Source organism: Amycolatopsis sp. lyj-23, assembly GCF_046549135.1.
Lineage (GTDB): Bacteria > Actinomycetota > Actinomycetes > Mycobacteriales > Pseudonocardiaceae > Amycolatopsis.
Genome location: NZ_JAJPWN010000023.1, coordinates 1 through 26,483, shown reverse-complemented (window position 1 = coordinate 26,483; position 26,483 = coordinate 1). Strand labels below are relative to the sequence as shown.

Genomic DNA, 26,483 nt, shown 5'->3' with positions numbered 1-26,483 from the left:
AACGCGTGACGGGAAGGGCCTGGGGAGACCCTCTTGAACCAGCACGAAGTCCGAACGGCGCGGTTGCGCGCGCAGATCCCGGAGGCGGGGTTCCCCCGCGGCGCCGGGGTCGCGTCGGCGACCACGTTCGTCCTGCTGCTGCTCATCGCCGCCTTCACCGCCCTGTACCTGTCCACCGCGGGCCCGCTTTCGCTGATCCGCGCGAACGACGCCGCCGGCCGCGTCCCCGACGAGGTGACCGCCGGCCAGCAGCGCGGCGCCGCCGGTCTCGCGCAGAGCGTCGCCACCTCGGCGACGGCCGCCGCCGGCGACCTCCGAGTCGCGACCGGCTCCGGGGTGTTCGACACCGAGGACGACGCCGCCCTGCTCACCCGGCTGGGCGAGACGTACGGATACTGGCGCGGAGCCGTCATCTACGACCCGGCCGCGCAAAAGATCCTCGCCACCCGCGGGGAGCCGGTGCCGGTTGAGACGCTGCGCGGGATCGCCGTGGCGAACCTCACCGTCCGCCCGGTCGCCCGCTCCGGCGACACCCCGCTAGTGCTGACCGCGCTCCCGCTCACCGGGGCCCGCGGCGGCAAGCTCCTCGTCGTCTCGACCGCCCTGCGCACCACCGCCGGCGACCTCGACAAGGACACCCAACAGCAGGTCCGCCTGGTTACCCCGGACGGCTCCGTCCTGTACACGCACGGCTCCGACGTCGCCGCGACCGACACCCCGGCCCAGGAACTGCTCACCCGCGCCGCCACGGCGGCCGCCGCCGGGCAGACCGGCGTGCTGACGGGGGCGGCCGTCGCCGAGAAGGGAACCCGGCGGGCCGCGGTCGTCGCCTACGCCCCGGTCTCCCCCGCCGGCATCGGCGGCAGCCTCGGCCTGTCCGTCGTGGCGTTCAGCCGCTTCCCGGTCGAAACCGTGCCGGTGCGCTGGCCGGGCCTGATCCCCGCCGCCGCGCTGCTCGCGCTGGCCGTCGCGGGGTTCGTCCTGCTGCGCCGCACGGTCGTGGCGCCGATTCGCCGGGCGCGCACCGACGCCCTCGCCGTCGCCGCCGGGGTGCTCGGCAAGCCGGTCCGGCAGTCGCGCATCCGCGAGGTCAACCGGGTGACGGCGGCCCTCGAACGGTCGCGGTCGAAGCTGCGCCGCCGCAAGCCCGCGCCGGACGTGCGCCCGTTCCTCTCGGCGCAGCTCGTCATCGCGGCGGTCGCGGTAGCCCTGCTCGGCTGGTCGGGCGCGGTCGCCGCGACGCTCGGCCGGCAGCACGCCGAGGTCTCGCCGACCATGCTCAGCGAGCACGGCGTGCACGTCACGCGCTCGGCCGACACCCTGCGCCGCAGCCTCGCCGCCGGCCTCAGCGACCTGCAGTCCGTCGCCCGGCTCGGCAAGGGCAAGGAGCCGGAGCAGCTGCGCGGCATGCTCGACCGGCTCGCCGGCACCGAGAGTCGGTTCCGCAGCGTCTACGTGACCGACGCCGAGGGCGCGGTTCGGCTGCTGGCCGGGCGCGAGTCGCTGCGCGAGCCCGGGAAACTGCCCGACGGCGAAGGCCTGCGCCAGCACAACACCAGCGGGCGCGTGCCGATCGTCTACGCGTTCACGCCGCTGCCGGGATCGAAGAACGTCCTGGTCGGCGAATACGACGTGCCGCGCATGGCCGAGCTGCTCGGCTCCGCCGGCGGCCGGGTCCGGGTCGTCGACGAGGGCAAGCGCACGATCGCCGACACCCAGGGCTACCTCGCGTTCTCACCGCTGTCCGATGCGACGCTGGTCAAGAACGTCGACGCCGCGCAGTCGGGCAAGGACGCCCGCGAGACGACGCCGTCCGCCATGGTCGCGGCGCAGCGCCTGGCCGAGAAGGGCTCCACCGCGACGCTGAAGTGGGTCGTCGTCGCCGAGCAGCCGATCGGCTCGCTCGGGCTGGCGGACAACACCGTGCGCTCGGGCGCGCGGGTCGCCGCGCTGCTCACCGCCGTCGTCGCGCTGATGCTGTTCGCCTGGCACCTGCTGGTCGTCGTGCGGCCGCTGCGGCGGGTCGGCGACGAGGCGCGGCGGATCGCGCGCGGCGACACCGGCGCGGTCGTCTACCCGCAGCGCCAGGACGAGATCGGCACCATCGCCTCCTGCGTCGAGATCTGCCGCCAGGCCCTCACCGACGGGCGCGACCGGCTCGGCGAGGTCCGCCGGCCGACCGGTGCGGCGACCGACGAAACCGAGCTGCTGCAGAAGATCGTCGACGAGCCGGCACCCGAGCCGGAGCCGGAGCCGCGGCCCCGGCCGGAGCCGCCGCGTGCGGACCGGCCCGCCCGTCCCCGGCCGCAGACGCCACCGCGGCTGCCCGCCCGGACCCCCGAAGAGCAGGCCAAGAGCGACTACCTGAGCTGGCTGGACGGGGCCGGGGTCTGACGTGACGTTCCTCTACGTCGTGCTGCTCACAGCGTCGGCGGCGATGCTGGCCGCCGGGATCGCCGAACAGCGCCAGCACTACAAGCACCTGCACAGCATCCCGGCGCGCGTGCTGGTGAACGGCATCCGCGGCAAGTCGTCCATCACCCGGCTGTGCGCGGGTGCCCTGCGCGGCGGCGGGCTCGTCACCACCGCGAAGACCACCGGCACGGCCGCGAGGTTCATCCACCCCGACGGCAGCGAAGAGCCGGTGTACCGCAAGTTCGGCATCGCCAACGTCGTCGAACAGATCGGGATCGTCCGCCGCGCCGCCGCCTACCGGCCCGACGCCCTCGTCATCGAATGCATGGCCGTCATGCCGGACCTGCAGGAGATCAACCAGAGCAAGCTGATCCGCTCCACCATCGGCGTGCTCTGCAACGTCCGCGAGGACCACCTCGCCGAGATGGGGCCCACCCTCGACGACGTCGCGCGCTCGCTGTCCCGCTCGATGCCGGTCGGCGGGATCTGCCTGACCGCCGAGAAGGACCGGTTGCACATCCTCCAGGATGAGGCCGACAAGCGGGACTGCGAGCTGATCGCCGTCGACCCCGAGTCGGTCACCGACGCCGAGATGCGCCGCTTCAGCTGGATCACCTTCAAGGAGAACGTCGCCATCGCGCTGGCCGTGGCCGACCTGCTCAACGTCAACCGGCAGCTCGCGCTCGAAGGCATGTGGGCCGCGCCGCCGGACCCGGGCGTGCTGCAGGTCCACCAGTACCGCGCGGGCCGGCGTCTCCTGCGCTTCGCCAACGTCTTCGCCGCGAACGACCCCGAATCGACGCTGATGAACATCGACCAGCTCCGCCGCCAGGGCGCGATCACCGACCCCCTGCACGTGATCATCAACTGCCGCCCCGACCGCGTCGAGCGCAACGGCCAGATGGGCGCGCTCATCCCGAAGATCGCCCCGGAACGCGTGGTGCTGATCGGTGAGCCGACGCGCAGCGCCCGCGCCGCGATCCCGAGCGAGTGGCACGACCGGGTCGTCGACCTGGGCGGTTCGCGGTCACCGCGGGACCTGCTGCGCGGGATCGTCGGCGGCGTCGGGCGGCAGGCGTCGCTCATCGCCATCGGCAACATCCACGGCCAAGGGGAACTGCTCATCGAGGAACTCGCCAAACTGGAACCGGTCACCTGATGCTCACCACGTCCCTCGCCCCCGAGGTCGCCACCGTCGGCCTGGCCATCGGCCTGCTGCTGTCGCTGGTCTGCTACCTCACGACGAACCTGTCGCCCGGCGGCATGATCACCCCCGGCTGGATCGCGCTGACCATGGTCGAGGACTACCGCCGCGCGGCGATCATCGTGCTGATGACCGCGCTGACCTTCGGCGGCACGAAGCTGTTGCAGCGCCTGGTGATCCTGTACGGCAAGCGGCTGTTCGCGGCGGTCGTGCTGCTCGGCGTCGTGCTGCAGACGACGTTGCTGATCGTGCTGCAGGCCGACTTCCCGCTGCTGTTCGTGCACCAGACGCTCGGGTTCGTCGTGCCGGGCCTGGTCGCCTACCAGCTGGTCCGGCAGAAGCCGGTGGCCACGATGCTCGCGACCGGCGGGGTGAGCCTGGCCAGCTACGCGATCCTGATCAGCGGGGTGCTGGTCGGGCTGGTCCCGACGGTCTGAGGTGACGATGCGCAAGGCGGTCCGGATCGGCGTGCTGGCCGCGGTCATCGGCGTGTCCGGCACGGCGGCGGTCTACGTCGCCACGCAGGACCGGCCGGACATCACGGCCCTCTCGGCGGCGCCCTCGGGCGCGGCGGTCACCGGCGGGTACACCTACGAACGCCTGGACAACCCGCCCCGGACGGTGGTCCGCGACGCGGCGGGCGCGCAGCTCGCGTCCTTCACCGACGGTGCCCGCACAGCGATGCTGACGGGCCGCTCGCGGACCTTCACTGAGCCCAAGTTCACCAAGGTCGGCATCACCACGACGGCCTGGATCCGGCTGGCGCCGCAGGCGTGGCACCCGGGCGCGGAGCAGGAGAAGTGGTTCACCGACTGGCTGCCCAAGGCGGTCGGCGACACCGATCCGGACATCCTGGCCATCGCGATGCAGTACACCGACGGCGCGGCCGACCAGACCGCGAAGAAGCTCCGGATCGCCGGGGACGCCAACTTCGGCCCGGACAGCGCCGAAGGGCGGCTCGAGAAGTCGGATTTCTACGACTACCTGGGCATCGGCTGGGACTTCCCGGGCGGAGTCCACGAGGCCGCGGAGCCGGCCCGGGCGCGGTCGCTGGACTGCTCCGGCTTCGTGCGGATGGTGTACGGCTACCGGGCGGGCTACCCGCTGCTGGGGACGAACACGAAGGGCCCGGGCCTGCCGCGCCGGGCGTGGGCGCTCTCGGAGCTCGGACCGGGCACCGAGCTCGTGCACGACGAGAAGAAGCAGGTGACGGACTTCAGCTCCCTCCAACCGGGTGACCTGCTGTTCTTCAACCTGGAGCCGCAGCTGGGGACGCAGGTGTCGCACACCGGCATCTACCTGGGCATCGACAGCGACGGGCACCACCGGGTGCTGTCCAGCCGGAAGGTCGCGAACGGGCCGACGTTCGGCGACGCCGGCGGCGTGTCGCTGATCGACGGGTCCGGGACGTACGCGAAGGCGTTCCGCGCGGCGAAGCGGCTCTGAGCCGCACACGTCACCTTGACGCCATCCGCGGCACACCGGAGAGTGGGTGCGATACCCACGCGTCGGCAGGTGGAGGAACCCGGTGGAAGTCCGGGGCGGTCCCGCCACTGTGACCGGAGACGGATCTCCGGCAGCCAGGAACTCCGGCCGGCGCGCCCGTCTACCCGGGGCGCGGACCCCGAGGAGGAACCTCGTGATCCTGCTTCTGTCCACTTCGGACACCGACCTGCTCAGCGCGCGCTCGTCCGGTGGCGAGTACCGGCTCGGCAACCCGTCCCGGCTCGACGTCGCCGAGCTGCCGGGCCTGCTCGACGGCGTCAAGATCGTCGTCGCCCGCATCCTCGGCACGCCGCGGAGCTGGCAGGAGGGCCTGGACACGCTGCGGGCGTCGGGCGCGCACGTCGTCGTCCTGGGCGGGGAGCAGACGCCGGACGCCGAGCTGATGAAGCTGTCGACCGTGCCGGCCGGCATCGCCGCCGAGGCCCACGCCTACCTCGCGCAGGGCGGCCCGGCCAACCTGACGCAGCTGCACCGGTTCCTCTCCGACACGCTGCTGCTCACCGGCGACGGCTTCGAGCCGCCCGCGGCCCAGCCCGGATGGGGTGTCCTCGAGCGTCCCGCGCCGGCCTCCGACGGGCCGGTCATCGGCATCCTGTACTACCGCGCGCACCACCTGTCCGGGAACACGGCGTTCGTGCACGCCCTCGCCGACGAGATCGAAGCCGCGGGCGGCCGCGCGTTGCCGATCTACTGTGCTTCGCTGCGTACGCGCGAGCCGGAGATGATGGCGGAGCTGGGGAAAGTCGACGCCCTGCTGGTCACGGTGCTCGCGGCGGGCGGCACGCGGCCGTCCGAGGTCGGCGCCGGCGGTGACGACGAGGCCTGGGACGTCGCCGAGATGGCCGCGCTCGACGTCCCGATCCTGCAGGCGCTCTGCCTGACCAGCGACCGCGAGACGTGGGCCGCGAACGACGACGGCCTCTCGCCGCTCGACGCCGGGAACCAGATGGCCGTCCCGGAGTTCGACGGGCGGCTGATCACCGTGCCGTTCTCGTTCAAGGAGCTCGACGAGGACGGTCTCCCCCGGTACGTGCCGGACGCCGAACGCGCGTCCCGCGTCGCCCGCATCGCGCTGGCGCACGCGCGGCTGCGGCACACGCCCCCTCCGCAGCGTCGCATCGCGCTGATGCTGTCGGCGTACCCGACGAAGCACTCCCGCGTCGGCAACGCGGTCGGGCTGGACACGCCCGCGTCGGCCATCGAGCTGCTGCGGCGGATGCGCGAGGCGGGGTACGACCTGGGCCCGGAGGCCTTCCCGGGTGTCGACCCGACCGGCACCGACCAGCCGGACGGTGACGCGCTGATCCACGCGCTCATCGCGGCCGGCGGCCAGGACCCGGAGTGGCTGACCGAGGAACAGCTGGCCGGGAACCCGATCCGGGTGCCCGCGGCGCGGTACCGGGAGTGGTTCGACGCGCTCCCGGCCGAGCTGCGTTCCGGGGTGGAGGAGCACTGGGGCCCGGCGCCCGGCGAGCTGTACGTCGACAACGGCGACATCGTGCTGGCGTCCCTGCAGAGCGGCAACGTGATCATCATGATCCAGCCGCCGCGCGGGTTCGGCGAGAACCCGGTCGCGATCTACCACAACCCGGACCTGCCGCCGAGCCACCACTACCTGGCCGCCTACCGGTGGCTGGAGGAGGAGTTCGGCGCGCACGCCGTCGTCCACCTCGGCAAGCACGGGTCCCTGGAGTGGCTGCCGGGCAAGACCGCGGGGCTCTCGGCCTCGTGCGCGCCCGACGCCGTGCTCGGGAACCTGCCGCTGGTCTACCCGTTCCTGATCAACGACCCCGGCGAGGGCGCGCAGGCGAAACGGCGGGCGCACGCGACGATCGTCGACCACCTGATCCCGCCGATGGCGCGCGCGGAGTCCTACGGTGACATGGCCCGGCTGGAGCAGCTGCTCGACGAGCACGCCAACATCGCGGCGATGGACCCGGCGAAGCTGCCGGCCGTGCGCCAGCAGATCTGGACGCTGATCCAGGCGGCCAAGCTGGACCACGACCTCGGCGTCGAGCAGCGGCCGCACGACGCGGAGTTCGACGACTTCCTGTTGCACATCGACGGCTGGCTCTGCGAGGTCAAGGACGCGCAGATCCGCGACGGGCTGCACGTCCTGGGCGCGGCGCCGGTTGGCGAAGCGCGGGTCAACCTGGTGCTGGCGATGCTGCGCGCGTCCCAGATGTGGGGCGGCAAGCAGGGTGCGGTGCCCGGCCTGCGGTCCGCGCTGGGCCTCAAGGAAGACGCGCCGATGTCCGAAGTGGACGCGGTGGAGAAGACGGCCCGCGAACTGGTCCAGACGATGGAGATGCGGGGCTGGGACCCGACCGCGGTCGCGTCGGTCGCCCCGGACGAGGCTGTCGCGCGGGTGCTCTCCTTCGCGGCCGAGGAGATCGTGCCCCGGCTGGCGGGGACGACCGCCGAACTGGACTCGGTGCTGCACGCGCTGGACGGCGGGTACATCCCGGCCGGGCCGAGCGGGTCGCCGCTGCGCGGGCTGGTCAACGTGCTGCCGACCGGGCGGAACTTCTACACGGTCGACCCGAAGGCCATCCCGAGCCGGCTGGCCTGGGAAACCGGCCAGGCGCTGGCGGATTCGCTGCTGCGGCGCTACCGCGAGGACACCGGTGACTGGCCCCGCTCCGTCGGGCTTTCGGTGTGGGGCACGTCGGCGATGCGGACGTCCGGCGACGACGCGGCGGAGGTGCTGGCGCTGCTGGGTGTCCAGCCGGTGTGGGACGAGGCGTCACGACGGGTCACGGGCATCGAAGCGATCCCGCTGGCCGAGCTGGGCCGGCCGCGGATCGACGTCACGGTGCGGATCAGCGGGTTCTTCCGCGACGCGTTCCCGCACGTGATCACGCTCCTCGACGACGCCGTGCGCCTGGTGGCGTCGTTGGACGAACCTTCGTCGGAGAACTTCGTCCGGGCGCACGTTTCCGTGGACCTGGCCGCCCACGGCGATTCCCGGCGCGCGACGACCCGGATCTTCGGGTCGAAGCCGGGCGCGTACGGCGCGGGCCTGCTGCCGCTGATGGACAGCGGCAACTGGCGCGACGACAAGGACCTCGCCGAGGTGTACGCGGTGTGGGGCGGCTTCGCCTACGGCCGCGACCTGGACGGCCGCCCGGCGCGCGAGGACATGGAGAGTTCGTACAAGCGGATCGTGGTGGCGGCGAAGAACACCGACACGCGCGAGCACGACATCGCGGACTCGGACGACTACTTCCAGTACCACGGCGGGATGATCGCGACGGTCCGCGCGCTGACGGGTTCGGCGCCGGCGTCCTACGTCGGCGACAGCACGTCCCCGGACGCCGTCCGCACGCGCACGCTGGGCGAGGAGACGGCCCGGGTGTTCCGGGCCCGCGTGGTCAACCCGCGGTGGCTCGCGGCGATGCGCCGTCACGGCTACAAGGGCGCGTTCGAGCTGGCGGCGACGGTGGACTACCTGTTCGGCTTCGACGCCACGGCCGGCGTCGTCGGCGACTGGATGTACGAGAAGCTGACCGAGTCGTACGTGCTGGACGAGGTGAACCAGGAGTTCCTGCGCCAGGCCAACCCCTGGGCACTGCGCGGGATCGTGGAGCGCCTGAACGAGGCGGCGGACCGCGGCCTGTGGGCGGAACCGGATCCCGAACTGCTGGCGAAGATGCGCGAGGTCTACCTGTCGCTGGAAGGGGACCTCGAGTCGGAGTGACCGCAAGCGGACTGCCGGCCGCGGGGGCGCCCCCCGTTATCCACTCTACTCCGGGGGACCGACAAAAACGGCCCTCGTGCGGTGGCCGGGCACGCTCGCCGGTGCCCGGCCTCCGGCACGGCTCGTCACCGGTGAGCCACCGACGAGCCACCGACGGACAAAAATATCGGATATTCCGGCGGTTTTCGCCCACGGATCGGGCTTTCCCGACCTTCGCGTCTTGACTTCGGCATTGGTCTAGTCCAATGATCTGTCCACCTCGAACCCCCACGGGAGGACAGCTCATGCGCAGGAGCAGACTGGCCGCCATCGGGCTCGCCGCCGCCACTTTCGCCGCCACCGCCGTCAGCCTCGTGCTCGGCGCACCCTCGGCGACCGCGGCGTTGAGCAACAACTGGTACGCCGCGGCGCCGTACCTGATGCCCCAGAGCAACAACCCGCCCGACCCGGTCACCGTGATGAACGCGACCGGGCTCAAGGCCTTCCAGCTGGCGTTCATCCTCGCGCCGAACGGCGGCGGCTGCAGCCCGACCTGGGACGGGACGTCGGCGGTCTCCTCCGACACCGCCGTCGCGAACGTGATCTCGCGGATCCGCGGCGCGGGCGGTGACGTCTCGGTGTCCGTCGGCGGTTACGGCGGCACGAAGCTCGGCCAGACCTGCGGAACCGTCGCCGCGACCGCCGCCGCGTACCAGCAGGTCATCACGAAGTACTCGCTCAAGGCGATCGACTTCGACCTCGAAGAACCCGAGTACGAAAACACCGCCGCGATCGCGAACGAGCTGGGTGCCGCGAAGACGTTGCAGGCCAACAACCCGGGCCTGTTCGTGTCGGTGACCATGCCGGGTACCTCGGCCGGCACCGGCTGGTTCGGCACGCAGCTCATCGACCAGGCGAAGTCGATCGGCTTCACGCCGAACAACTTCTCGATCATGCCGTTCGACGGCGGCTTCAACGGCGGCTCGTCGCAGGTGTCGGCGCTGGAGGCGTTCCACGGCCTGCTGATGTCGCACCTCGGCTGGGACAGCGCGACCGCGTACGCGCACGAAGGCTTTTCCGGCATGAACGGCAAGTCGGACGCGGCGGAGATGTTCTACACCGCCGACTTCCAGACGGTGTACGACTACGCGACCAGCCACGGCCTCGGCCGCTTCACGTTCTGGTCGGTCAACCGGGACCGCGCCTGCGTCGGCACCACGGACAACGGCGTCTGCAGCAACGTCCCGCAGAACGACTGGGACTTCACGAAGTTCAGCGTCCGCTTCGCCGGCGCGACGCCGCCGCAGACGACGCCGCCGGTGACGACGACCCCGACCACGACGCCTCCGACCACGACCACCCCGGGCGGCGGCAGCTGCACCGCGGCGGAGTGGGACCGGACGAAGGTCTACGTCAAGGACAACGTCGTCTCGCACAACAGCCACAAGTGGACGGCCAAGTGGTGGACGCAGGGCGAAGAGCCCGGCACCACCGGCGAGTGGGGCGTCTGGCAGGACAACGGCGCCTGCTGACCCCGTTTCAGAAGTCGAGGTGGGTGTTCTCGCGCTGGACCTCCGGGGTCAGCGCGGGAACCTCGACCACGTGCCGCCCGGCCCGGCGCAGCAGCTCGGTGCCCCGGGCGTCGACGAAGACCGGCGGCTCGCGCCAGGCGAACACGACGCGCGGGATCCCGGCGTCGAGGACGAGCTGGGTGCAGCTGCGCGGGTGGGAACTGCGGTGACTGCACGGCTCCAGTGAGCTGTACATGGTCGCGCCGGCCAGGCGCGGGTCGCCGGCGCACTTGGCCAGCGCGGCTTCTTCGGCGTGGTTGCTCGGGTCGCCCTCGCCGGAGTGCCCGGTGGCGACGACCTCGCCGTCGGCGTCGGTGATGACGGCACCCACCCGGAAGGTGTGGCTCGGCGGGCACTCGGCGGCGAGCGCGATGGCCTCCTTGAGCCGCTGCACGTCCCGGCCGGTCGGCTCGTCGGCGGCGCGGTACTCGAGGATGGCCATGCCCTGCAGCTCGCGGGCGGACGTCAAGGTCAGCGGCCGCGGGTAGAGGCCGGGCCCGACGAACCGCGGCGCGTCCGGCTGGCCGACGAAGAACGGCGCGATCGCGAGCCGCAGCTCGTCGGCGAGGCCTTCGGTGAGGAAGCGCGTGTGGATCCCGCCGCCGCCTTCGACCAGCAGGTTCTCGATGCCGCGTCGCCCGAGGTCGTCGAGGATGCGGCCGAAGTCCGGCGGGTCGCCCGCGTCGACGACGGTGGCGACGTGCTCGAGCGCGTCCGCGGCGCCGGGTGGCGCGTAGACGATCTTTTCGGTGTCCCCGACGGTGAAGAACTGCACGTCCGGGTCGAGGCCGCGGGTGGTCACGGTGACCTTGACGGGTTGTTCGGGCTTGCCCTGTTCCCGGCGCTTCTGCCGCAATTCGGGCGAGCGGACGAGCAGGCGCGGGTTGTCGGCCCGCACGGTGCCGGCCCCGACGAAGATGGCGTCGGCCTCGGCCCGCAACCGGTCGACGACCGCGAAATCGTCCTCTGTGGACAGCACGAGCCGCTCGGGCGAGGTGTCGTCGAGGTAGCCGTCGAGCGACTGCGCGGCGGACAGCAGGACGTGCGGCCGGGGGATCACCCGGCCCAGTATGCCGTAACGCGCGGGGCCGTTCCCGCGTCCTACGACGTATCCCCCTGTCGTGCCCATTCCCCCGGAGCTGCCGAACATGACCACGCGAGGCTGGTACAAGGAGCGGACGCTCACCACGGTCGACACGGTCGGCCGGGAGGTGTCCGTGACGACCGGGCTCACCCGCGACCCCGAAGGCCGCCTGGTGGCGGCGATCGCGATCAGCGACGGGCCGACCGCGATCTACCGCTACGCCGGCGACGTCGGCGAGCGGACCGAGCTGGTGACGAACGCGGCGGACACCGTCCGGGAGCTGCGCAACCTCGCCGGCCTTCCGCCCACGCGCTGACCCGGGCCCGGCCCGCGGTTCAGGCGGGCAGGACGGCGTACTGGCGGACGTAGAGGTCCGTGTACGTCACCGGGCCGCGGGGGCCGGGCACCTTGTCGAGGTTGATGCCGGTTTCCGGGACGGCGAGGAGCTTGAAGCCGTCGAGGAGGCGGGTCGGGGCGTTCCAGAAGACGCCGGTGCCGGTGTAGCCGTCGAAGAAGGCGTCGGCGGCCGACGCGTCCTCGGTGGTGATGCCGGCCGCCAGGCCGGACGTCCGCTCGTTCGCGATCTCGACGGCGTCGGTGAGCGAGCCGACCTTGGCGACCGTGACGGTCGCTTCGCGGTCGGAGTCCAGCGCCCACTCGTAACCGATGGGGTGCTCGTGCGGGGCGAGGGAGGGCGTGACGCCGCGCTCGGCGAGGGCGTCGGAGATCGCGGGCCAGACGTCGTCGTGGATGTCCTCGTGGATGAGCAGCAGGTTCAGCCGGTTGCAGACGCCGAGCCGGTCGAGGCTGGCGTGGACGAGGTCGCGCGTTTTGGTGACGTCCGCCCCGCGGTCGACGTACAGGACGCCGCCGCCGTCGGCGTGGGCCAGGGTGCGCACGCCGTGGACGGCCGCCTCGGTGGCGAGGGCGCGGGTGCTGTCCCCGCTGCCGCGCAGGATGACCAGCGGCACGAGGCCGGGCAGCCGCACGAGCGCGGACGCGGCCTCCCGCTCGACCCGCGGCACGAGCTGGATGCAGTCGGCGTCGATGCCCGCCTCCGCGAGCGCCGGCGCGATGACGACCTCCCGCAGCCGCTGGGCCGACCCGAGCGCGGCCGAGCCGGTGCGCAGGACGCCGGCGTTGCGGGACTTGACCAGCTGGGAGGCGACGTCGACGGTGACGTTCGGCCGCGCCTCGTAGTTCGCCCCGATGACACCGACCGGCCGCCGCCGTTCGACGAGCCGCAGCCCGCCGTCCAGGGTGGACACGTCGACGGACCGCTCCTGGTGCGGCGCGCCGGCGAGCAGCCGCAGCTGTTCGGCCATGCCGGTGAGCCGCTCCGGGGTGATGGTGAGCCGATCGAGCAGCCCGGCGCTCATCCCATCGGCCTCGGCGCGCTCGACGTCGGCCCGGTTGGCGTCGAGGATCTGGTCACGGTGCGCAAGCAGCCGCTCGGCCATCCCGGTGAGCGCGGCATCGACGGCCTCGGCACTCGCACCGGCCAGCGACGGCGCAGCCAGCTTGGCGGCCCGCGCGCACTCTTCGACGGCCTTGGCGACCTCGTCCATCGTTCGTCTCCCTCCGAGCGGACCATCAGTTTGCCGTATGGGCTGAGCTGCCTGGCCAGGGGCTCCGTGGCTGGTGGAGTGAGGGTGCTGCGGCTCGGTGCGGTGGCGGTGGCGGTTGGCGGGGTGGGCCGCGCGATGTCGGGAGCGCTCTTACGGTTACCGCGCCCGCGATGGTGGCCCAGGTGCTCACCGCGTGGGCCGCCGAGCACCGCGACGCCGTGGGGCCGAGCGGCGCGCGTGCCGTCGGCCCGGGTCGACGCGCAGGTGGCGGGCAGTCACCCGGCGGCTGCGCCCGGTGGGCGTCGGGCTGCGGGCTGCCGATCACCACAGCGCGTCGCTGTGCCAGCCGCCGCGGGCGGTGGTCGGCTGCGAGGTGTGGCTACCGGTGTCCGTCGTGGGCTACTTGGCCACCGGTTCCAGGAGCCAGAGGGCGCCCGCGATCAGGCAGCTGACCGTCGCCACCGTGAACACCAGGACCCATAGGATCGGCGGAACCGCCGTGAGGCGGCCCAGTTGGTCGGCGTCTGAGTCGCGGGCTTGGCCGCGTCGCCGTTTCACCTGCAGCTCGGCCACCGGGCGGACGCCTCCGAACAGCAGGAACCACGTCAGCAGGTAGCTGAACGGCGCCTGCAGCTCCACCGGGGCGACGAACGCGATCAGCGCGAGGACCGCCGCGCTGGCGACGACCGTGAACACCCCGTAGGCGTTGCGCACCAGCACCAGCACGCCGAGCAGCAGGAGCGCGATCAGCACCAGCACCGTTCCGACCAGGTCGGCGCCCAGCAGGCTGGCGAACAGCAGCCCCAGCACCGACGGTGCCAGGTAGCCGGCCATCGCCGTGAACGCCATGCCCGGGCCCTCGGGTTTGCCGCGCGAGACGGTGACGCCCGAGGTGTCCGAGTGCAGCTTGATGCCCTGTAGCCGCCGTCCGACCAGTAGCGCCGCCAGCGCGTGGCCGGCTTCGTGCACCATCGTGATGACGTTGCGTGCCCGCCGCCACGGGGTTCCGCCCGCCAGCACCACCAGCAGGGCCACTCCGCCGGCGGCCAGGGTGATCACCGCCGGGGTCTGGACCTGCTCGAGGAGCGAACCGGCCGGTGAAGTGTTGGTGGCGGCGGCCGCGCGGAACGCTGACAGGGTGTCACCGGCCGGGCTGCCGAGCGCGAGAGGAACGGGCGAGCTCACCCGGATACCTCACCACAGGCGATATCTGGCTACTGTGAGTCCCCACCGGTCGTCGCTTCGCGGGTTCCGGTATCGGGTCGTTGCGGTCTCCTTTCTGTCGGTGGGACCGGCGGTGATCGGTTGGGGCGCCGGGATTCATGCGGTACGCCGGGGCAGCGGCACCGCGAACCTGCTTGCGAGGCCCCCGGGGCAGCTCGCGGAACGACCATCGGCTCGCGGCTGGCGCGGGGAACGCGCGGCCGAGCATCGACGCAGCGGGATCCGCGCTCGGCGCGAAGGTCGCTCGCCGATTCCCGGCCACCACGGGCTGCTGCGGGTCGGATGGGGTCGCAGCGGAGCATCGACGCGCCGAGCCCGATCCGCACCCGACACGAAGCTCGCTCGCCGACCGACCCGACCGCGGGCCGCCGCGGGGTTGGGAACAGGACGCAGCCGAGCACCGGCGCACCGAGCCCGATTCGCACTCGGCATGACGCTCACTCGCCGACCGCCGAGCGATCCACGGGCCGCCGTGGGCACGGGAAGCGCGCGGCCGAGCATCGACGCAGCCGGATTCGAGCTCGGCGCGAAGCAGGCTCGTCGGCCGTCGACCAGCCGCGGGCCGCGGCTGGTCCGGAAACGCACAGCCGCACCGACGAGCCGAGTTCGATTCGCAGTCGGCGTGAAGCTTGCTCGCCGACCACCGACCCAACCGCGAGCCGCAGCGGGTTGGGAGGGCGCAGCGGAGCATCGGGCCCAATCCGCACCCGGCGCGAAGATGCCTCGCCGGTTCCCGGCCCACCCATGGGCTGCTGCGGGTCGGGAACGAGGGCGCAGCGGAGCATCGACGCAGCCGGACCCGAGCTCGGCGCGAAGATACCTCGCCGATTTCCAGCCCATCCACGGGCTGCGGCCGGTGGGGAACAGGGCGCAGCGGAGCATCGACGCGCCGAGCCCGATCCGCGTTCGCCACGAAGCTCGCTCGCCAACCCGGCCCAGCCGCGGGCCGCGCGGCGGGGTTGGGAAAGGGCGGAGCCCTGCTCGCGTCGGGCGCGGGCCGCTGGTCAGCTCATCGTGACTCCCTCATGCGGGCCTCGCCCTCCACTCGGCACAGAAAGGCCACCCAGCTTCGGAACGGGGCCCAGGCCTCGGCGATCTCCGCCAGCTCCGGGACCTCCGCCTCCGGGAGGTGGTACGCCTCGCGCATGATCTCGTGGAGGCGGGTTTCGCTGCGGGGGAAGATGTCCGGGTGGCCGGCGCCGCGGATCAGGATCAGCTCTGCGCTGAACCGGCCTATGCCCGGCAGCAGCTGCAGCTCCTTCAGCGCCTCCTCGGGCGGCTTTGCGCGCAACGCCGCCGCGTCCAATGTGCCCATGGCCGCTGCCTCGGCTATTGCTCGCAGGCGGGTCATCTTCGGGCCGGGGAGGCCCGGCAGGTACTCCAGCTTCGCCAGCGCGGCCGGTGCCGGGAACGACCTCAGCACCGTGCCGCCCACGTCGACCTCCGTGCCGTGGCGCTCGGTCAAGCGGCGGCGGAGCCGCACGGCCTGCGTCATCCAGATCCGGTGGCTCAGCACCGCCCAGCACGCCGCCTCGTACGGCGATGCGAACAGCACCGGGCGCAGGCCCGGGTGCAAGCCCTGCAGCAGCGACACCACCGGATCACGCGCGCCGGCTTCGGGGAACGCCGTGCCGTCGATGTCCAGCGAGCACATTCGCCGCACCTGCGCCACCACCGCTTCCGTGCGCGAAGGCGGGCCGTGGACCTCGACCGTGAGCTCGCCGGGCGATCTCTGGCGCAGGACCGCTCCCACCGGTGTTCCTTCGCCGTCGAGCGGGAACGCCAGCCGTAGGGCGCCGGGCTCCGCCTCCGGGTGGCCTGCGGGGGCGAAGCCGGTCAGGAAGCGGGCCGCCGCCGTCAGGTCGAACTCGCCCTGGATCGCGATCGTGCTGCACGGGCGGGTCATCGTCGTCATCTCTCCTCCTTGGTTCGGGACCTTGCCTGGGACGTTAGGGAGGGGTACCGACAATTTCGGGGGTCGAACGTCTGAGCGCGGATTTGTTCACTCGAACGAGTGGGCGGTTAGCATCGCCCCCATGACCCACCACGCGCCCGTCCCGCCCGATGACAGCTACCTGCGTTCCCTGGTCGAGGCCACCGCCGACGCCGTCGCGGCCGCCGAACCGCTGTCCTCGCCGTACGCCGGCGCGGATGGGGCGACGCGGGGCGAAGTGACCGCCGCCGTGGAGCGCAGCTCGGCGGATCTGGTGGCGTTGAGCCAAGATCTGCACGCGCATCCCGAAGAAGGCTTCGCCGAGCACCGCTCGGTCCAGGCCTTGGCGGACCTCCTGCGGCGCCACGGCCACGAAGCGACCGTCGGCGTCGGCGGGCTCGACACCGCGCTGCGCGTCAGCACACCTCCACAAGACGGCCCGCACATCGCCGTCCTCGCCGAGTACGACGCGCTGCCCGGCCTCGGGCACGCCTGCGGTCACAACGTCATCTGCACCACCGCCGCGGGCGGCTTCCTCGGCGCCGCCACCGTTGCCGGACGGCTGGGCGGCCGCGTCAGCCTGATCGGCACCCCGGCCGAGGAAGGCGGGGGTGGCAAGGAGATCCTCGCGCGCGCCGGGGTGTTCGACGACGTCGACGCGGTGATCATGCTGCACCCGTTCAGCCACGACATCGCGCTGCACCCGTTCCTCGGCCGCCGCCAGCTCGAAATGGTCTTCCACGGCGTCGGCGCGCACGCGAGCGCCCAGCCGTTCATGGGCCGCAACGCGCTCGATGCCGCCGTCGCCGCGTACCAAGGCGTCTCGGCGCTGCGCCAGCAGCTGCCGCAGAGCGACCGCGTCCACGGTGTGTTCACCGACGGCGGTGCCCGGCCGAACGTCATCCCGGCCCGGGCCGCGCTGCTGTTCTACCTGCGGTCGCAGAGCCCGGACACCCTGCGCGACCTCGCCGCCCGGATGACGTCGATCGCCGAAGGGGCCGCGGCGATGACCGGCTGCGGTGTCGACCTGGTCTGGGACGCCCAGCCGGCCTACCTGCCGATCCGGTTCAACACCGCGCTCGCCGGCCGCTGGACCGCCAACCAGCTGGGCACCGGCCGCAAGCCGCTCCCGCCGGGCATCGTGCCGGAGTCGCTCACCGGCTCCACCGACCTCGGCAACCTGTCGTACCGGATGCCCGCGCTGCACCCGATGCTCGCCGTGTCGGGTCCGACGGTTGCGTTGCACACCAAGGAGTTCGCGGCCGCGGCCGGATCGGGCACCGGTGACGCGGGTGTCCGGGACGGCGCGCTGGGGCTGGCCCTGACCGCCGCCGACTACCTGGGTGACGCCGAGCTGCGGAAGGCGGTGCACGACGAGTTCGAAGCGGCCGGAGGCGCACTGGACGTGCCCTCGTTCTTCGCTTGACGCCTGAGGATTCCCTGAGGTTTCTCAGCTGATTCTTCTCAGCAAAGCCCGAGGTGTTTCCACAGGTTGTTCACAAGCGCGGGCGCGAACCTTGGTGCATGACCGAGAACGAGAGTCGGCCCGGCCCCGCCTCCACCGGTGGGCACCAGCCGCACCAGAGCACCGAGCAGTACGGGCCGTACGCGCAGTACGCCTACCAGCAGCAGGCCGCGCCGAATCCGCTCTTCACCCCGCCGCCGGGCCACCAGGCCCCCACGGCCCTGCAGGCCAAGTCGCGCAAGGGTGGCCGCGTCGCGATGTTCGTCAGCGCGACCGCGCTCGGCGCCGCGCTGGTCGGTGGGGTCGGCGGCGCCGCGATCGTCGGGCTCACGACGACCTCGGCGACCGGCGCGACGACATCGGTCAGCACGCCGGCGGCGAACGGGCAGACGGTCTCGAACGCCACCTCCGGTGACGTCAGCGCCGTCGCGGCGAAGGTGACGCCGAGCGTCGTCCAGATCAACGTCACGACCGACCAGGGCGAGGCCATCGGCTCCGGTGTCATCCTCACCTCGAACGGCCGGATCCTGACCAACACGCACGTCGTCGACGGCGCCCGGAACGTCGTCGTCACCACGTCCGACGGCAAGAAGTACCAGGCCAGCGTGGTCGGCGCGGACGCGAAGGCGGACATCGCGGTGGTCCAGGCGCAGAACGCCAGTGGACTGACCGCAGCGAGCCTCGGCGACTCGAGCAAGCTCGCCGTCGGCCAGGAAGTGGTCGCGATCGGCTCGCCGGGCGGCCTGCAGAACACCGTCACCACCGGCATCGTCAGCGCGCTGAACCGGAACCTGTCCGACATCGGGCAGGGCGAACAGCAGCAGCGCTCGCCGTTCAGCCGCACGTCGAACCAGAGCAGCGACTCGCCCAGCTACACCGCGATCCAGATGGACGCCGCCATCAACCAGGGCAACTCCGGCGGCGCGCTGGTCGACACCCAGGGCAACGTGATCGGCATCAACTCGGCGCTCTACAGCCCGGCGGCGTCGGCCAACGGCTCGGCGGGCAGCGTCGGGATCGGCTTCGCCATCCCGATCAACGACGCCAAGAAGATCGTCGACCAGATCGCGAACAACTAGGACGCGGACGGGCCGTGGTCGGGGCGGCCCGTCCCCCGCTTCGGGGAGCGGGAGAACACGCTAAGGCCGTTTCGAGAGTCTATCGGGGGCTCTCGAAACGGCCTTCGCGCTGTTCAGAGCGTGCACGTCAGGGTGAAGACGTGGTTCTTCTCTTCGTCGATCACGATGCTCGCCGTGCCCGCGATCCCGGTCAGCTCGCCGAAACCCGAGCCGGTGAGGATCTTCAGCGTCAAGCCCGAGTCGTCGGCCGAGTGGTGCAGGACGAAACCGCCCTTGCGGCCGTCGACCGAGACTTCGAGACGTTCGAAGGCGACGTACGCGCGCGAAGTCGTGTTGGACGCGGTCAGCATTTCGACGGTGCTGGTTCCCTCGACCGCGCCGGTGAACGTCTTGGCGATCGCCACCCGGGCGAACTCGGTGCCCGCGGTCTCGTCGGTCGCCTGCGGTTCCCACTTGTCCAGGACGAACGACGCGGTGGCTGTGCTGGTCATGGCTGATTTCCTTTCGAAGGTGGCGCCAGCCTGCCAGCCATACCTGACAACTCGCGGCAGGATTTGTCAGCGCCGGCGGTTCCCGAACAGCCCGCGCGTGATCTCCCGGCCCAGCGCACTCGCCGCGGACCGCATGAACGACTTGACCGCCGGGTTCTTCATGGCGGACTCGATGAACCCCGGCTCGTCCTTCTCCGGCGCCGGCGCGGGTGCCTGCGCCTCGGGCGCGGGCGCCGGAGCGGCGGCGACCTTCGCGGCCAGCTTCTCGTAAGCCGATTCCCGGTCGATCGTCTCGGCGTACTTCGCGTGCAGGTCCGACGCCGAGACGGCCGCGGCGACGGCGTCGGCGCCGATCGAGCCCATCTTCGACCGCGGCGCCCGCAGCCGCGTCCACGCCACCGGCGTCGGCGCACCCCGCTCCGACAGGACCGTGACGACGGCCTCACCGATGCCCAGCGACGTCAACGCCGTGTCGAGCTCGTAGAACTTCGTCTTCGGGTAGGTCTTCACCGTCTTGGCCAGCGCCGCCTGGTCGTCCGGGGTGAACGCACGCAGCGCGTGCTGGATCCGGGCGCCGAGCTGCGAGAGCACCGCGTTCGGGATGTCCGTGGGCAGCTGCGTGCAGAAGAACACGCCGACGCCCTTCGACCGGATCAGCTTCACGGTCTGCTCGATGCGCTCGAGGAACGCCTTCGACGCGTCGGCGAAGAGCAGGTGGGCCTCGTCGAAGAAGAACACGAGCTTCGGCCGGTCGAGGTCGCCCTCCTCGGGCAGCTCCTCGAACAGCTCGGCCAGCAGCCACATCAGGAACGTCGAGAACAACGCCGGTTTCGCCTGGAGGTTGTCCAGCTCCAGCAGCGTGACGACGCCCTTGCCGTCGCGAGCGCGCATGAGGTCGTGGACGTCCAGTTCGGGCTCGCCGAAGAAGTCCTCGCCGCCCTGAGCCTCCAGGTTGGACAGTGCACGCAGGATGACCCCGGCCGTCGCGGCCGAGACCCCGCCGATGCCCTTGAGGTCCGCCTTGCCCTCGTCGCCGGTCAGGTGCGTGATGACCGACCGCAGGTCCTTCGTGTCCAGCAGCGCCAGGCCGCGCTGGTCGGCCCAGTGGAAGATCAGCCCGAGCGTCGACTCCTGCGTCTCGTTCAACCCGAGCACCTTGGCCAGCAGCACCGGCCCGAAACTCGTGATCGTCGCTCGGATCGGTGTGCCCTTCCCGCCGGTGCCCAGCGACAGGAACTGCACGGGGAACGCCGCGCCCGCCCAGTCGTCGCCGAGCTCCTGCGCGCGCTCGGTGACCTTGTCGCTCGCCTCGCCGGCCGCGGCCAGCCCGGACAGGTCGCCCTTGACGTCGGCGAGCACCACCGGCACCCCGGCCGCCGAAAGCTGCTCCGAGATCAGCTGCAACGTCTTCGTCTTGCCCGTCCCGGTCGCCCCGGCGACCAGGCCGTGCCGGTTCAGCGTCGCCAGCGGCAGGCGCACGGCCGCCGCGGCGTCCACCTGCCCGTCGACCACCACCGCACCCAGCTCCAGCGCGGCACCCTCACTCGCGTAACCGGCGGCGATCTCACTCGCCGGCGACTGTTGCTCGGTCACTCGCCACTCCCCGATCGTGTGTCCTGGACCACACCGGGGAGCGTAACGCGCCGTACGCGCAGGTAACGCCCTTCTTATCCCCGTGTCGGGTTAGGGTCACCAGGTGACCGACCGCCTAGTCTGGATCGACTGCGAAATGACGGGGCTCGACCTCGGCAAGGAAGCGTTGATCGAAATCGCCGCCCTCGTCACCGACGCGGAGCTGAACGTGCTCGGCGAAGGAGTCGACATCGTCATCCACGCCGACGAGGAAAAACTCGCCGGGATGCCCGAAGTCGTCCGCGAGATGCACGCCCACTCCGGCCTCACCGAAGAGGTCCGGCGCTCCACTGTGACGCTCGAAGAAGCCGAACGCCGCGTCCTCGAGTACATCCGCGAGCACGTCCCCGAGTCGGGCACCGCGCCGCTCGCCGGCAACTCGATCGCCACCGACCGCGGCTTCATCGCCCGCGACATGCCGGCCCTCGACGCCCACCTGCACTACCGGATGGTCGACGTCTCCTCCGTCAAGGAACTCGTCCGCCGCTGGTACCCGCGCATCTACTACGCCAAGCCGGAGAAGGGCCTCGCGCACCGCGCGCTCGCCGACATCCGCGAATCCATCGGCGAGCTCGACTACTACCGGCGCGTGGCCTTCGTCCCGCAGCCCGGGCCGACCAGCGAAGAAGCCAAGGCCGTCGCCGCTGAAGTGCAGGAACACCACCAGAGGTGACCCCCTGAAAACCGGTCGAGGAGACCCGCTACGATTACAGCCAGCGAGGTGACCGGAAGCGGTTCCTCGTAGATGGTGGGCGTAGCTCAGCTGGTAGAGCACCTGGTTGTGGTCCAGGAGGTCGCGGGTTCGAAACCCGTCGCTCACCCCATCACCCCAGCCTGTTCGGGGCTTGCGCCCCTTCCCGCAGGCTGGGGTTTCGCCTTTTTGTGGGGGTCGAACCCCCACACCCCCGCCGGGGGCTCGCCCCCGGACCCCCATCGGAGTGGTCGGGTCCGCATTGCCGGGTGCGCCGTTCGTGGCAACGCTCACGACCGGATGGCTCAGCGTGCGAGCCGCCGGACGCCGGGGCACGGTGTTCTCGTGGCACGTTCAGCACCGAACATCCGGAGTCGCAAGAAGAAGCTGCGGTACGAGGACATCACCGTCGTCGACCGGTCGTTGCTCAAGCGCGCGGTGGGGGCCGCCGCGCTCGGCAATGCCATGGAGTGGTTCGACTTCGGCGTGTACGCCTACATCGCCGACACCATCGCCGAGGTGTTCTTCCCCGCCAGCGTGGCTCCCGGCGTCCGGCTGATCGGGACCTTCGGGGCCTTCACCGCCGCCTTCCTCATGCGGCCGCTCGGCGGGCTGGTGTTCGGGCCGCTCGGGGACCGGATCGGGCGGCAGAAGGTGCTCGCCGTCACCATGATCATGATGGCCATCGGGACCCTGTGCATCGGCCTGATCCCGTCGTACAGCTCCATCGGCGTCTGGTCACCGGTCCTCCTGGTGCTGGCGCGGATGGTGCAGGGGTTCTCCACCGGCGGCGAGTACGGGGGCGCCACCACCTTCATCGCCGAGTACTCCCCCGACAAGCGGCGCGGGTTCATGGGGTCCTGGCTCGAGTTCGGGACGCTGTCCGGGTACGTGCTCGGGGCGTCCGTCGTCACCGGGATGAAGGCGTGGGTGCCGCACGAGACCCTGCTCGACTGGGGCTGGCGCGTTCCGTTCCTGGTGGCCGGACCGCTCGGGATCATCGGGCTGTACATGCGGCTGAAGCTCGAGGAGACGCCCGCGTTCCAGAAGCACGCCGAGGAAGCCGAGAAGCGCGGGCGGGCCGGGGAGCCGTTCTGGAAGATGTTCACCGAGTACTGGCCCGCGCTGCTCATCTGCGTCGGCCTCGTGCTCGTCTTCAACGTCACCGACTACATGCTGCTGTCCTACATGCCGACGTACCTGTCGGAGCAGCTGCACCTCGACGCCACCCACGGGCTGCTGCTGATCATCGTCGTCATGGTCGTGATGATGCTCATCATCATGGTCGGCGGGCGGATCACCGACCACGTCGGACGCAAGCCCGTGATGATGACCGGCTGCCTCGGGTTCCTCGTGCTGTCCTGGCCGCTGATGCTGCTGGTGCACGACGGCGGCCTCGTCCTCACCTTCCTCGGGCTGATGGGACTCGGCCTGCTGCTGCTCTGCTTCGAGGTGTCGATGCCCGCGGCGCTGCCCGCGCTGTTCCCGACGGCGATCCGCTACGGCGCGCTGTCCATCGCGTTCAACATCTCGGTGTCGCTCTTCGGCGGCACGACCCCGCTGGTCATGCAGGCGCTGATTTCCGCCACCGGCCACGACTTCTGGCCGGCCTGGTACCTGATGGCGGCGGGCGCGATCGGCGCCGTCGCGGTGTACTTCAGCCGCGAGACGGCGAACGAGCCGCTCTGGGGCTCGGGACCCGCAGTGTCGACCGAAGCCGAGGCGCGGGAGCTGGTGCGCGGGTCGGGTTAGTTCGCCGCCGCCCGCCACTCGTCCCAGGACAGCTGCCAGACGCTCCAGCCGTCGGCCGGGTCGAGCTTCGGGCCGCCGCTGTTCTGCACCGTGACGACGTCGCCCTTCTTCGACGTGTCCATCAGCCACTTCGTGTCCTCGGTGGACAGGTTCAGGCAGCCGTGGCTGACGTTGCTGTGCCCCTGCTGCCGCACCGACCACGGCGCGGAGTGGTAGAAGATGCCGCTGTAGGACAGGCGGACCGCGTACTGGACGAAGGTGCTGTAGCCGCCGGGCGCGTCCTCGGGCACGCCGTAGGTGGCGGAGTTCATCGTGTACCCGGTGTGCTCGCTCATCACGGGTAGGCGCCCTGCGGCGTGTTGTGGCCGGGCTTGCCCATGGAGGTCGGCATGGTCTTGACCTCCTTGTCGTTGATCGACACCGTCAGCTGGTGGGTCCGGCCGTCGGCGACGGCGACGAGCTTGTCGCCGACCGTGGCGCTCACCGCCTTGTCCTGCCGACCGTAGCTGCCGCTCCCGAGCGGCTTGCCGTAGACGGCGGCGTCGACCTTGATCCTGGTGCCGCTCTTCCAGTACTCCTTGGGCCGCCAGGTGACCTGCTTGTCGCCGAACCAGCGGAAGGCGCCCTCGGTGGCCGGCTCCGCGGTGACCTTCAGCGCCTTCTCGGCCGCCGCCTTGTCCGTGACGTTGCCGGTGAAGGTGAAGATCAGCGGCATCCCGACGCCGACGGTCTCCCCCTCGACGAGGTTCACCGAGACGTCGAGCTGCCGGGCGGGTTTGACGGTGCGGAAGGTCGACTCCGCGGTGACCGGCTTGCCGTCGGTCCCGGTGGCGGTCGCGGTCAGCCGGTAGGTCTTGTGGTAGCCCAGCGGCTCGGTGGCGTCCCACCCGGACCCGTCGGCCCGCGGCTTCCCGGCGACGACCTTGCCGTCGGCGCCGGTCAGCCGGACCTCCCCGACGGTCCCGTCCGTGACGGTGACACCCACCGGTTCGCCGGGCGCGACGTCCTTGGCGTCCTCGCCGGGGGTGAGGATGAGCACGGCGGGCTTCGGCGCGGGCCGGGTTCCGCTGACCGACGGCGCCGGCTGCGGAGGAAGTTCACCCGAAGGCGTGCTGCTGCAACCCCCGACGGCGAGCCCGACCACCCCCGCGGCCACCAGCAGCCGCACCGCCACACCCCGCATGTCCACCCGCCCGTTTTCGTCGTCGATGTCCAGCTCCAGTGTGCCCGACCAGCCCGGACACCGGGGCGGCGATGCCCGGACCCGGTTGGGGGGACCCCCCTGAAACGCACTCGGAGACGGGTGCTAATCTTTTCCACGTCGCCGAGGGAAGCCTCCGGCAGACACCGGCGCCATTAGCTCAATTGGCAGAGCAGCTGGCTCTTAACCAGCGGGTTCGGGGTTCGAGTCCCTGATGGCGCACCCCACTGAATCGAAGCCCACCTGCGGATATCCTTGATCAAGAGGATCTTGCAGGTGGGCTTTGATCATGGGTGGGACCGGCGTGGGGCCGAATGAGACCGCGCTTGTCGGCCGTTGTTCTTGGCCTTCTTGTTGTTGGCGTGGCGTCCTTTGCCTCGTCGGCGTTGTTTCCCGCTTCCCCGGCTGCGCAACGACGCTGCCGCATCGCGAGCCGCCGCCAGCACCAAAGCCGCCGTTGCCTCGGCGGCCTGATGGGCCAGACAAGGCAGGACGCTGGTGTAGGTGTCGGCGGTGAGCACGATGCTCGAGTGCCCGAGCATCGCCTGCACCACCTTCAAGTCGTTACCGGCCGCCAGGGACAGGCTGGCCGCTCCGTGCCGCAGGTCGTGGAACCGGATCGGCGGCAACCCCGCCGCCGCCACCAGCCGAGTGAAGGTGTGCGTCACATAGCCCGGGCTTAGCGGCCCGCCATACCGGTTGGTGAACAGGAACCCGACCGGCTCCCCGCCCTCCTCCTGCCGCCGCTGTGACCGAAGCGCCCGCAGGGCCGCCACCAAGCCGTGGTCCAGTGCCAAGGTGCGGACGCTCGTCTCGGTCTTCGGTGGGCACACCACTGTGCGGCCGCCCCGGTCCTGGACCTGGTGCGATACCTGCACGACCCCGGCGTCGAGGTCGAGATCGCACCAGCGCAGGCCGGTCGCTTCGCCGCGCCGCAAGCCGAGCAACGCGACCGCCAGATACAGCACATACATCGGATGATCATGTGCATGCTCCAAAAACTCGGCCGTCTGCCGAGCCGTCCATACCGCCACCGGCGGGCGCTCGCCGGTCGCCCGCCAGTGCGCGACCCGCGCGTCGGTCCACACCACCGCGCGTGGCCGCCGCCCCGACGGCAGCTCGACCAGATGCGCCGGGTTCCGCTCGATCAACCCGACCCGGATCGCGCCGTTGAGCGCCGCGTGCAGCGTCCCGCGGACCCGCACGAACGTGGCCGGCGACAGCGGCCTCTCCCGTGTCGCGTTCGCTCGGGCCAACGCGACGAACATCGCCTGCACCTGCGCCACCGTCAACGACCGTAGCGGCACACTCCCGAGATAGGGCTTCAGGTAGTCGTTCACGTGCTGTGTGTATAGGCGGCGGGTGTTGAAGCTGAGGGTCTGGCGCATCTCCAGCCAGATGTCCACCCACTGCCCCACCGTCACCGCACTCCGCCCCGGCACAACGTCGGCCCCGAGCAGGTAGGCTCGCGCCTGCTCCGCCGCCGCACGGGACCGGAACCCGCCACGGCGCACCCGATGCCGCCGGCCGTCCCGGCCACACGGCAGCTCCAGCGAGAAATACCAGCTCCCATGCCCCCGCTCCGCCAACCGAGGACACCGGGCACCTCGCTCGCCGCCAGCCTCTCCTCGCGCCTTACAGCCACACCGCTTGTAGACCGCCGACCGTCCCATCACGACCTCCTTGTGACCACCTCAGCGTGCGCCTCCGCGTCGTCGACCACCACACGCTGCCCGCGGGGATAGCCTGGACGAATGACCCGCGCCCAGGGACGCAGCCGCAGAGTCAAGGTGACAGTCGAAGCGATCATCGACATCACCGACGAGAATGCACTCGAACAGGCCGCGATCGCCGACATCGAGGGACTGTTCCGAGATCGGTGTTTCCGGCCCGACACGCCGGGCTGAGGTCCGGCGGGATGGGCACTGTGAGTGATGACATCGGAGCTTGTGAGTCCACGCAAGAGTGAGTCCAAGCCGGCGCGGGAG

19 protein-coding genes, 2 tRNA genes, 1 pseudogene and 1 riboswitch are annotated in these 26,483 nt (G+C 71.4%); of the genes and pseudogenes, 14 read left to right on the top strand and 8 right to left on the bottom strand.

Going from position 1 to position 26,483, the window contains the following annotated elements; genetic code table 11:
- Positions 1–33: 33 nt before the first annotated feature.
- The 6 genes from ACLJPY_RS43085 (at position 34) to ACLJPY_RS43060 (ending at position 10,336) form a co-directional block, all read left to right on the top strand.
- Positions 34–2,394 (top strand): HAMP domain-containing protein, encoded by a 2,361-nt coding sequence (locus tag ACLJPY_RS43085; protein WP_410596761.1) that lies wholly within the window; start codon positions 34–36, stop codon positions 2,392–2,394.
- Between the two features lies 1 nt (position 2,395).
- Entirely contained in the window at positions 2,396–3,574 is a 1,179-nt protein-coding gene (gene pgsB / locus ACLJPY_RS43080) for a poly-gamma-glutamate synthase PgsB (protein ID WP_410596760.1), read from the top strand.
- Positions 3,574–4,056 (top strand): poly-gamma-glutamate biosynthesis protein PgsC/CapC, encoded by a 483-nt coding sequence (locus tag ACLJPY_RS43075; protein ID WP_400908276.1) that lies wholly within the window; start codon positions 3,574–3,576, stop codon positions 4,054–4,056. The genes pgsB and ACLJPY_RS43075 overlap by 1 nt, the downstream gene beginning before the upstream one ends.
- 7 nt (positions 4,057–4,063) lie before the next feature.
- Positions 4,064–5,065, top strand: a complete 1,002-nt coding sequence (locus ACLJPY_RS43070) for an NlpC/P60 family protein (protein ID WP_410596759.1) — start codon at positions 4,064–4,066, stop codon at positions 5,063–5,065.
- 72 nt (positions 5,066–5,137) lie between these two features.
- Positions 5,138–5,209: riboswitch (cobalamin riboswitch) on the top strand.
- A 49-nt stretch (positions 5,210–5,258) separates the two neighbouring features.
- A complete protein-coding gene (gene cobN, locus ACLJPY_RS43065) occupies positions 5,259–8,825 on the top strand; it encodes a cobaltochelatase subunit CobN (protein WP_410596758.1) in 3,567 nt (1,188 codons plus the stop codon).
- A gap of 284 nt (positions 8,826–9,109) precedes the next feature.
- Positions 9,110–10,336 (top strand): chitinase, encoded by a 1,227-nt coding sequence (locus ACLJPY_RS43060; protein ID WP_410596757.1) that lies wholly within the window; start codon positions 9,110–9,112, stop codon positions 10,334–10,336.
- A 7-nt stretch (positions 10,337–10,343) separates the two neighbouring features.
- On the opposite strand, the gene ACLJPY_RS43055 is transcribed toward ACLJPY_RS43060, so the two are convergent.
- The gene (locus ACLJPY_RS43055; protein WP_410596756.1) at positions 10,344–11,435 is read right to left on the bottom strand and encodes a dihydrofolate reductase family protein; all 1,092 of its coding nucleotides are present in this window, start codon (positions 11,433–11,435) and stop codon (positions 10,344–10,346) included.
- A 61-nt stretch (positions 11,436–11,496) separates the two neighbouring features.
- On the opposite strand from ACLJPY_RS43055, the gene ACLJPY_RS43050 reads away from it, so the two are divergent.
- Entirely contained in the window at positions 11,497–11,775 is a 279-nt protein-coding gene (locus tag ACLJPY_RS43050) for a hypothetical protein (RefSeq protein ID WP_410596755.1), read from the top strand.
- A 19-nt stretch (positions 11,776–11,794) separates the two neighbouring features.
- Here the strand turns inward: ACLJPY_RS43050 and ACLJPY_RS43045 are convergent, their stop codons facing one another.
- The 3 genes from ACLJPY_RS43045 to ACLJPY_RS43035 all read right to left on the bottom strand — a co-directional run bounded on the left by ACLJPY_RS43045 (position 11,795) and on the right by ACLJPY_RS43035 (position 16,166).
- Entirely contained in the window at positions 11,795–13,027 is a 1,233-nt protein-coding gene (locus tag ACLJPY_RS43045; RefSeq protein WP_410596754.1) for an aldehyde dehydrogenase family protein, read from the bottom strand.
- Between the two features lie 399 nt (positions 13,028–13,426).
- Positions 13,427–14,212 carry a M50 family metallopeptidase gene (locus tag ACLJPY_RS43040; protein ID WP_410596753.1) on the bottom strand — a complete coding sequence of 262 codons (786 nt, stop codon included), beginning with the start codon at positions 14,210–14,212 and terminating at the stop codon, positions 13,427–13,429.
- 1,048 nt (positions 14,213–15,260) lie between these two features.
- Complete coding sequence (locus tag ACLJPY_RS43035) at positions 15,261–16,166, bottom strand: DNA-3-methyladenine glycosylase family protein (RefSeq protein WP_410596752.1); 906 nt, start codon at positions 16,164–16,166, stop codon at positions 15,261–15,263.
- 121 nt (positions 16,167–16,287) lie between these two features.
- Between ACLJPY_RS43035 and ACLJPY_RS43030 the strand changes: the two genes are divergently transcribed.
- On the top strand, positions 16,288–17,610 hold the full coding sequence (locus ACLJPY_RS43030; protein WP_410596751.1) for a M20 family metallopeptidase: 1,323 nt from the start codon (positions 16,288–16,290) through the stop codon (positions 17,608–17,610).
- 98 nt (positions 17,611–17,708) lie between these two features.
- A complete protein-coding gene (locus ACLJPY_RS43025) occupies positions 17,709–18,728 on the top strand; it encodes a S1C family serine protease (RefSeq protein ID WP_410596750.1) in 1,020 nt (339 codons plus the stop codon).
- A 113-nt stretch (positions 18,729–18,841) separates the two neighbouring features.
- On the opposite strand, the gene ACLJPY_RS43020 is transcribed toward ACLJPY_RS43025, so the two are convergent.
- Positions 18,842–19,219 (bottom strand): DUF3224 domain-containing protein, encoded by a 378-nt coding sequence (locus ACLJPY_RS43020; protein ID WP_410596749.1) that lies wholly within the window; start codon positions 19,217–19,219, stop codon positions 18,842–18,844.
- Between the two features lie 66 nt (positions 19,220–19,285).
- Entirely contained in the window at positions 19,286–20,812 is a 1,527-nt protein-coding gene (locus ACLJPY_RS43015) for a helicase HerA-like domain-containing protein (protein WP_410596748.1), read from the bottom strand.
- Between the two features lie 103 nt (positions 20,813–20,915).
- Between ACLJPY_RS43015 and orn the strand changes: the two genes are divergently transcribed.
- From orn to proP, 3 genes are all read left to right on the top strand, one after another.
- Entirely contained in the window at positions 20,916–21,524 is a 609-nt protein-coding gene (gene orn / locus ACLJPY_RS43010) for an oligoribonuclease (RefSeq protein ID WP_410596747.1), read from the top strand.
- A 75-nt stretch (positions 21,525–21,599) separates the two neighbouring features.
- Positions 21,600–21,675: transfer RNA gene (locus tag ACLJPY_RS43005), tRNA-His, on the top strand.
- A gap of 167 nt (positions 21,676–21,842) precedes the next feature.
- Positions 21,843–23,294, top strand: coding sequence for a glycine betaine/L-proline transporter ProP (gene proP / locus ACLJPY_RS43000; RefSeq protein ID WP_410596746.1), 1,452 nt, complete (start codon positions 21,843–21,845; stop codon positions 23,292–23,294).
- On the opposite strand, the pseudogene ACLJPY_RS42995 reads toward proP, so the two are convergent.
- Positions 23,291–24,477: pseudogene (locus tag ACLJPY_RS42995) on the bottom strand (L,D-transpeptidase). The gene proP and the pseudogene ACLJPY_RS42995 sit on opposite strands and share 4 nt — an antisense overlap.
- A gap of 167 nt (positions 24,478–24,644) precedes the next feature.
- Between ACLJPY_RS42995 and ACLJPY_RS42990 the strand changes: the two are divergent.
- Positions 24,645–24,717, top strand: a tRNA-Lys gene (locus ACLJPY_RS42990).
- Positions 24,718–24,782: 65 nt separating this feature from the next.
- Here ACLJPY_RS42990 and ACLJPY_RS42985 read toward each other — a convergent pair.
- The gene (locus tag ACLJPY_RS42985) at positions 24,783–26,168 is read right to left on the bottom strand and encodes a tyrosine-type recombinase/integrase (protein ID WP_410596745.1); all 1,386 of its coding nucleotides are present in this window, start codon (positions 26,166–26,168) and stop codon (positions 24,783–24,785) included.
- A gap of 81 nt (positions 26,169–26,249) precedes the next feature.
- Here ACLJPY_RS42985 and ACLJPY_RS42980 point away from each other — a divergent pair, with 81 nt between their 5' ends.
- The gene (locus tag ACLJPY_RS42980; RefSeq protein WP_410596744.1) at positions 26,250–26,402 is read left to right on the top strand and encodes a hypothetical protein; all 153 of its coding nucleotides are present in this window, start codon (positions 26,250–26,252) and stop codon (positions 26,400–26,402) included.
- Positions 26,403–26,483: the final 81 nt, after the last annotated feature.

Excerpts from the sequence above, each read along its gene's own strand:
- ACLJPY_RS43075 (WP_400908276.1), top strand. The coding sequence starts at position 3,574 with ATGCTCACCACGTCCCTCGCCCCCGAGGTCGCCACCGTCGGCCTGGCC.
- ACLJPY_RS43070 (WP_410596759.1), top strand. The coding sequence starts at position 4,064 with ATGCGCAAGGCGGTCCGGATCGGCGTGCTGGCCGCGGTCATCGGCGTG.
- ACLJPY_RS43060 (WP_410596757.1), top strand. The coding sequence starts at position 9,110 with ATGCGCAGGAGCAGACTGGCCGCCATCGGGCTCGCCGCCGCCACTTTC.
- ACLJPY_RS43045 (WP_410596754.1), bottom strand. The coding sequence starts at position 13,027 with ATGGACGAGGTCGCCAAGGCCGTCGAAGAGTGCGCGCGGGCCGCCAAG.
- ACLJPY_RS43035 (WP_410596752.1), bottom strand. The coding sequence starts at position 16,166 with ATGACGACGATGACCCGCCCGTGCAGCACGATCGCGATCCAGGGCGAG.
- ACLJPY_RS43030 (WP_410596751.1), top strand. The coding sequence starts at position 16,288 with ATGACCCACCACGCGCCCGTCCCGCCCGATGACAGCTACCTGCGTTCC.
- ACLJPY_RS43025 (WP_410596750.1), top strand. The coding sequence starts at position 17,709 with ATGACCGAGAACGAGAGTCGGCCCGGCCCCGCCTCCACCGGTGGGCAC.
- ACLJPY_RS43020 (WP_410596749.1), bottom strand. The coding sequence starts at position 19,219 with ATGACCAGCACAGCCACCGCGTCGTTCGTCCTGGACAAGTGGGAACCG.
- proP (WP_410596746.1), top strand. The coding sequence starts at position 21,843 with ATGGCTCAGCGTGCGAGCCGCCGGACGCCGGGGCACGGTGTTCTCGTG.
- ACLJPY_RS42985 (WP_410596745.1), bottom strand. The coding sequence starts at position 26,168 with ATGGGACGGTCGGCGGTCTACAAGCGGTGTGGCTGTAAGGCGCGAGGA.
- ACLJPY_RS42980 (WP_410596744.1), top strand. The coding sequence starts at position 26,250 with ATGACCCGCGCCCAGGGACGCAGCCGCAGAGTCAAGGTGACAGTCGAA.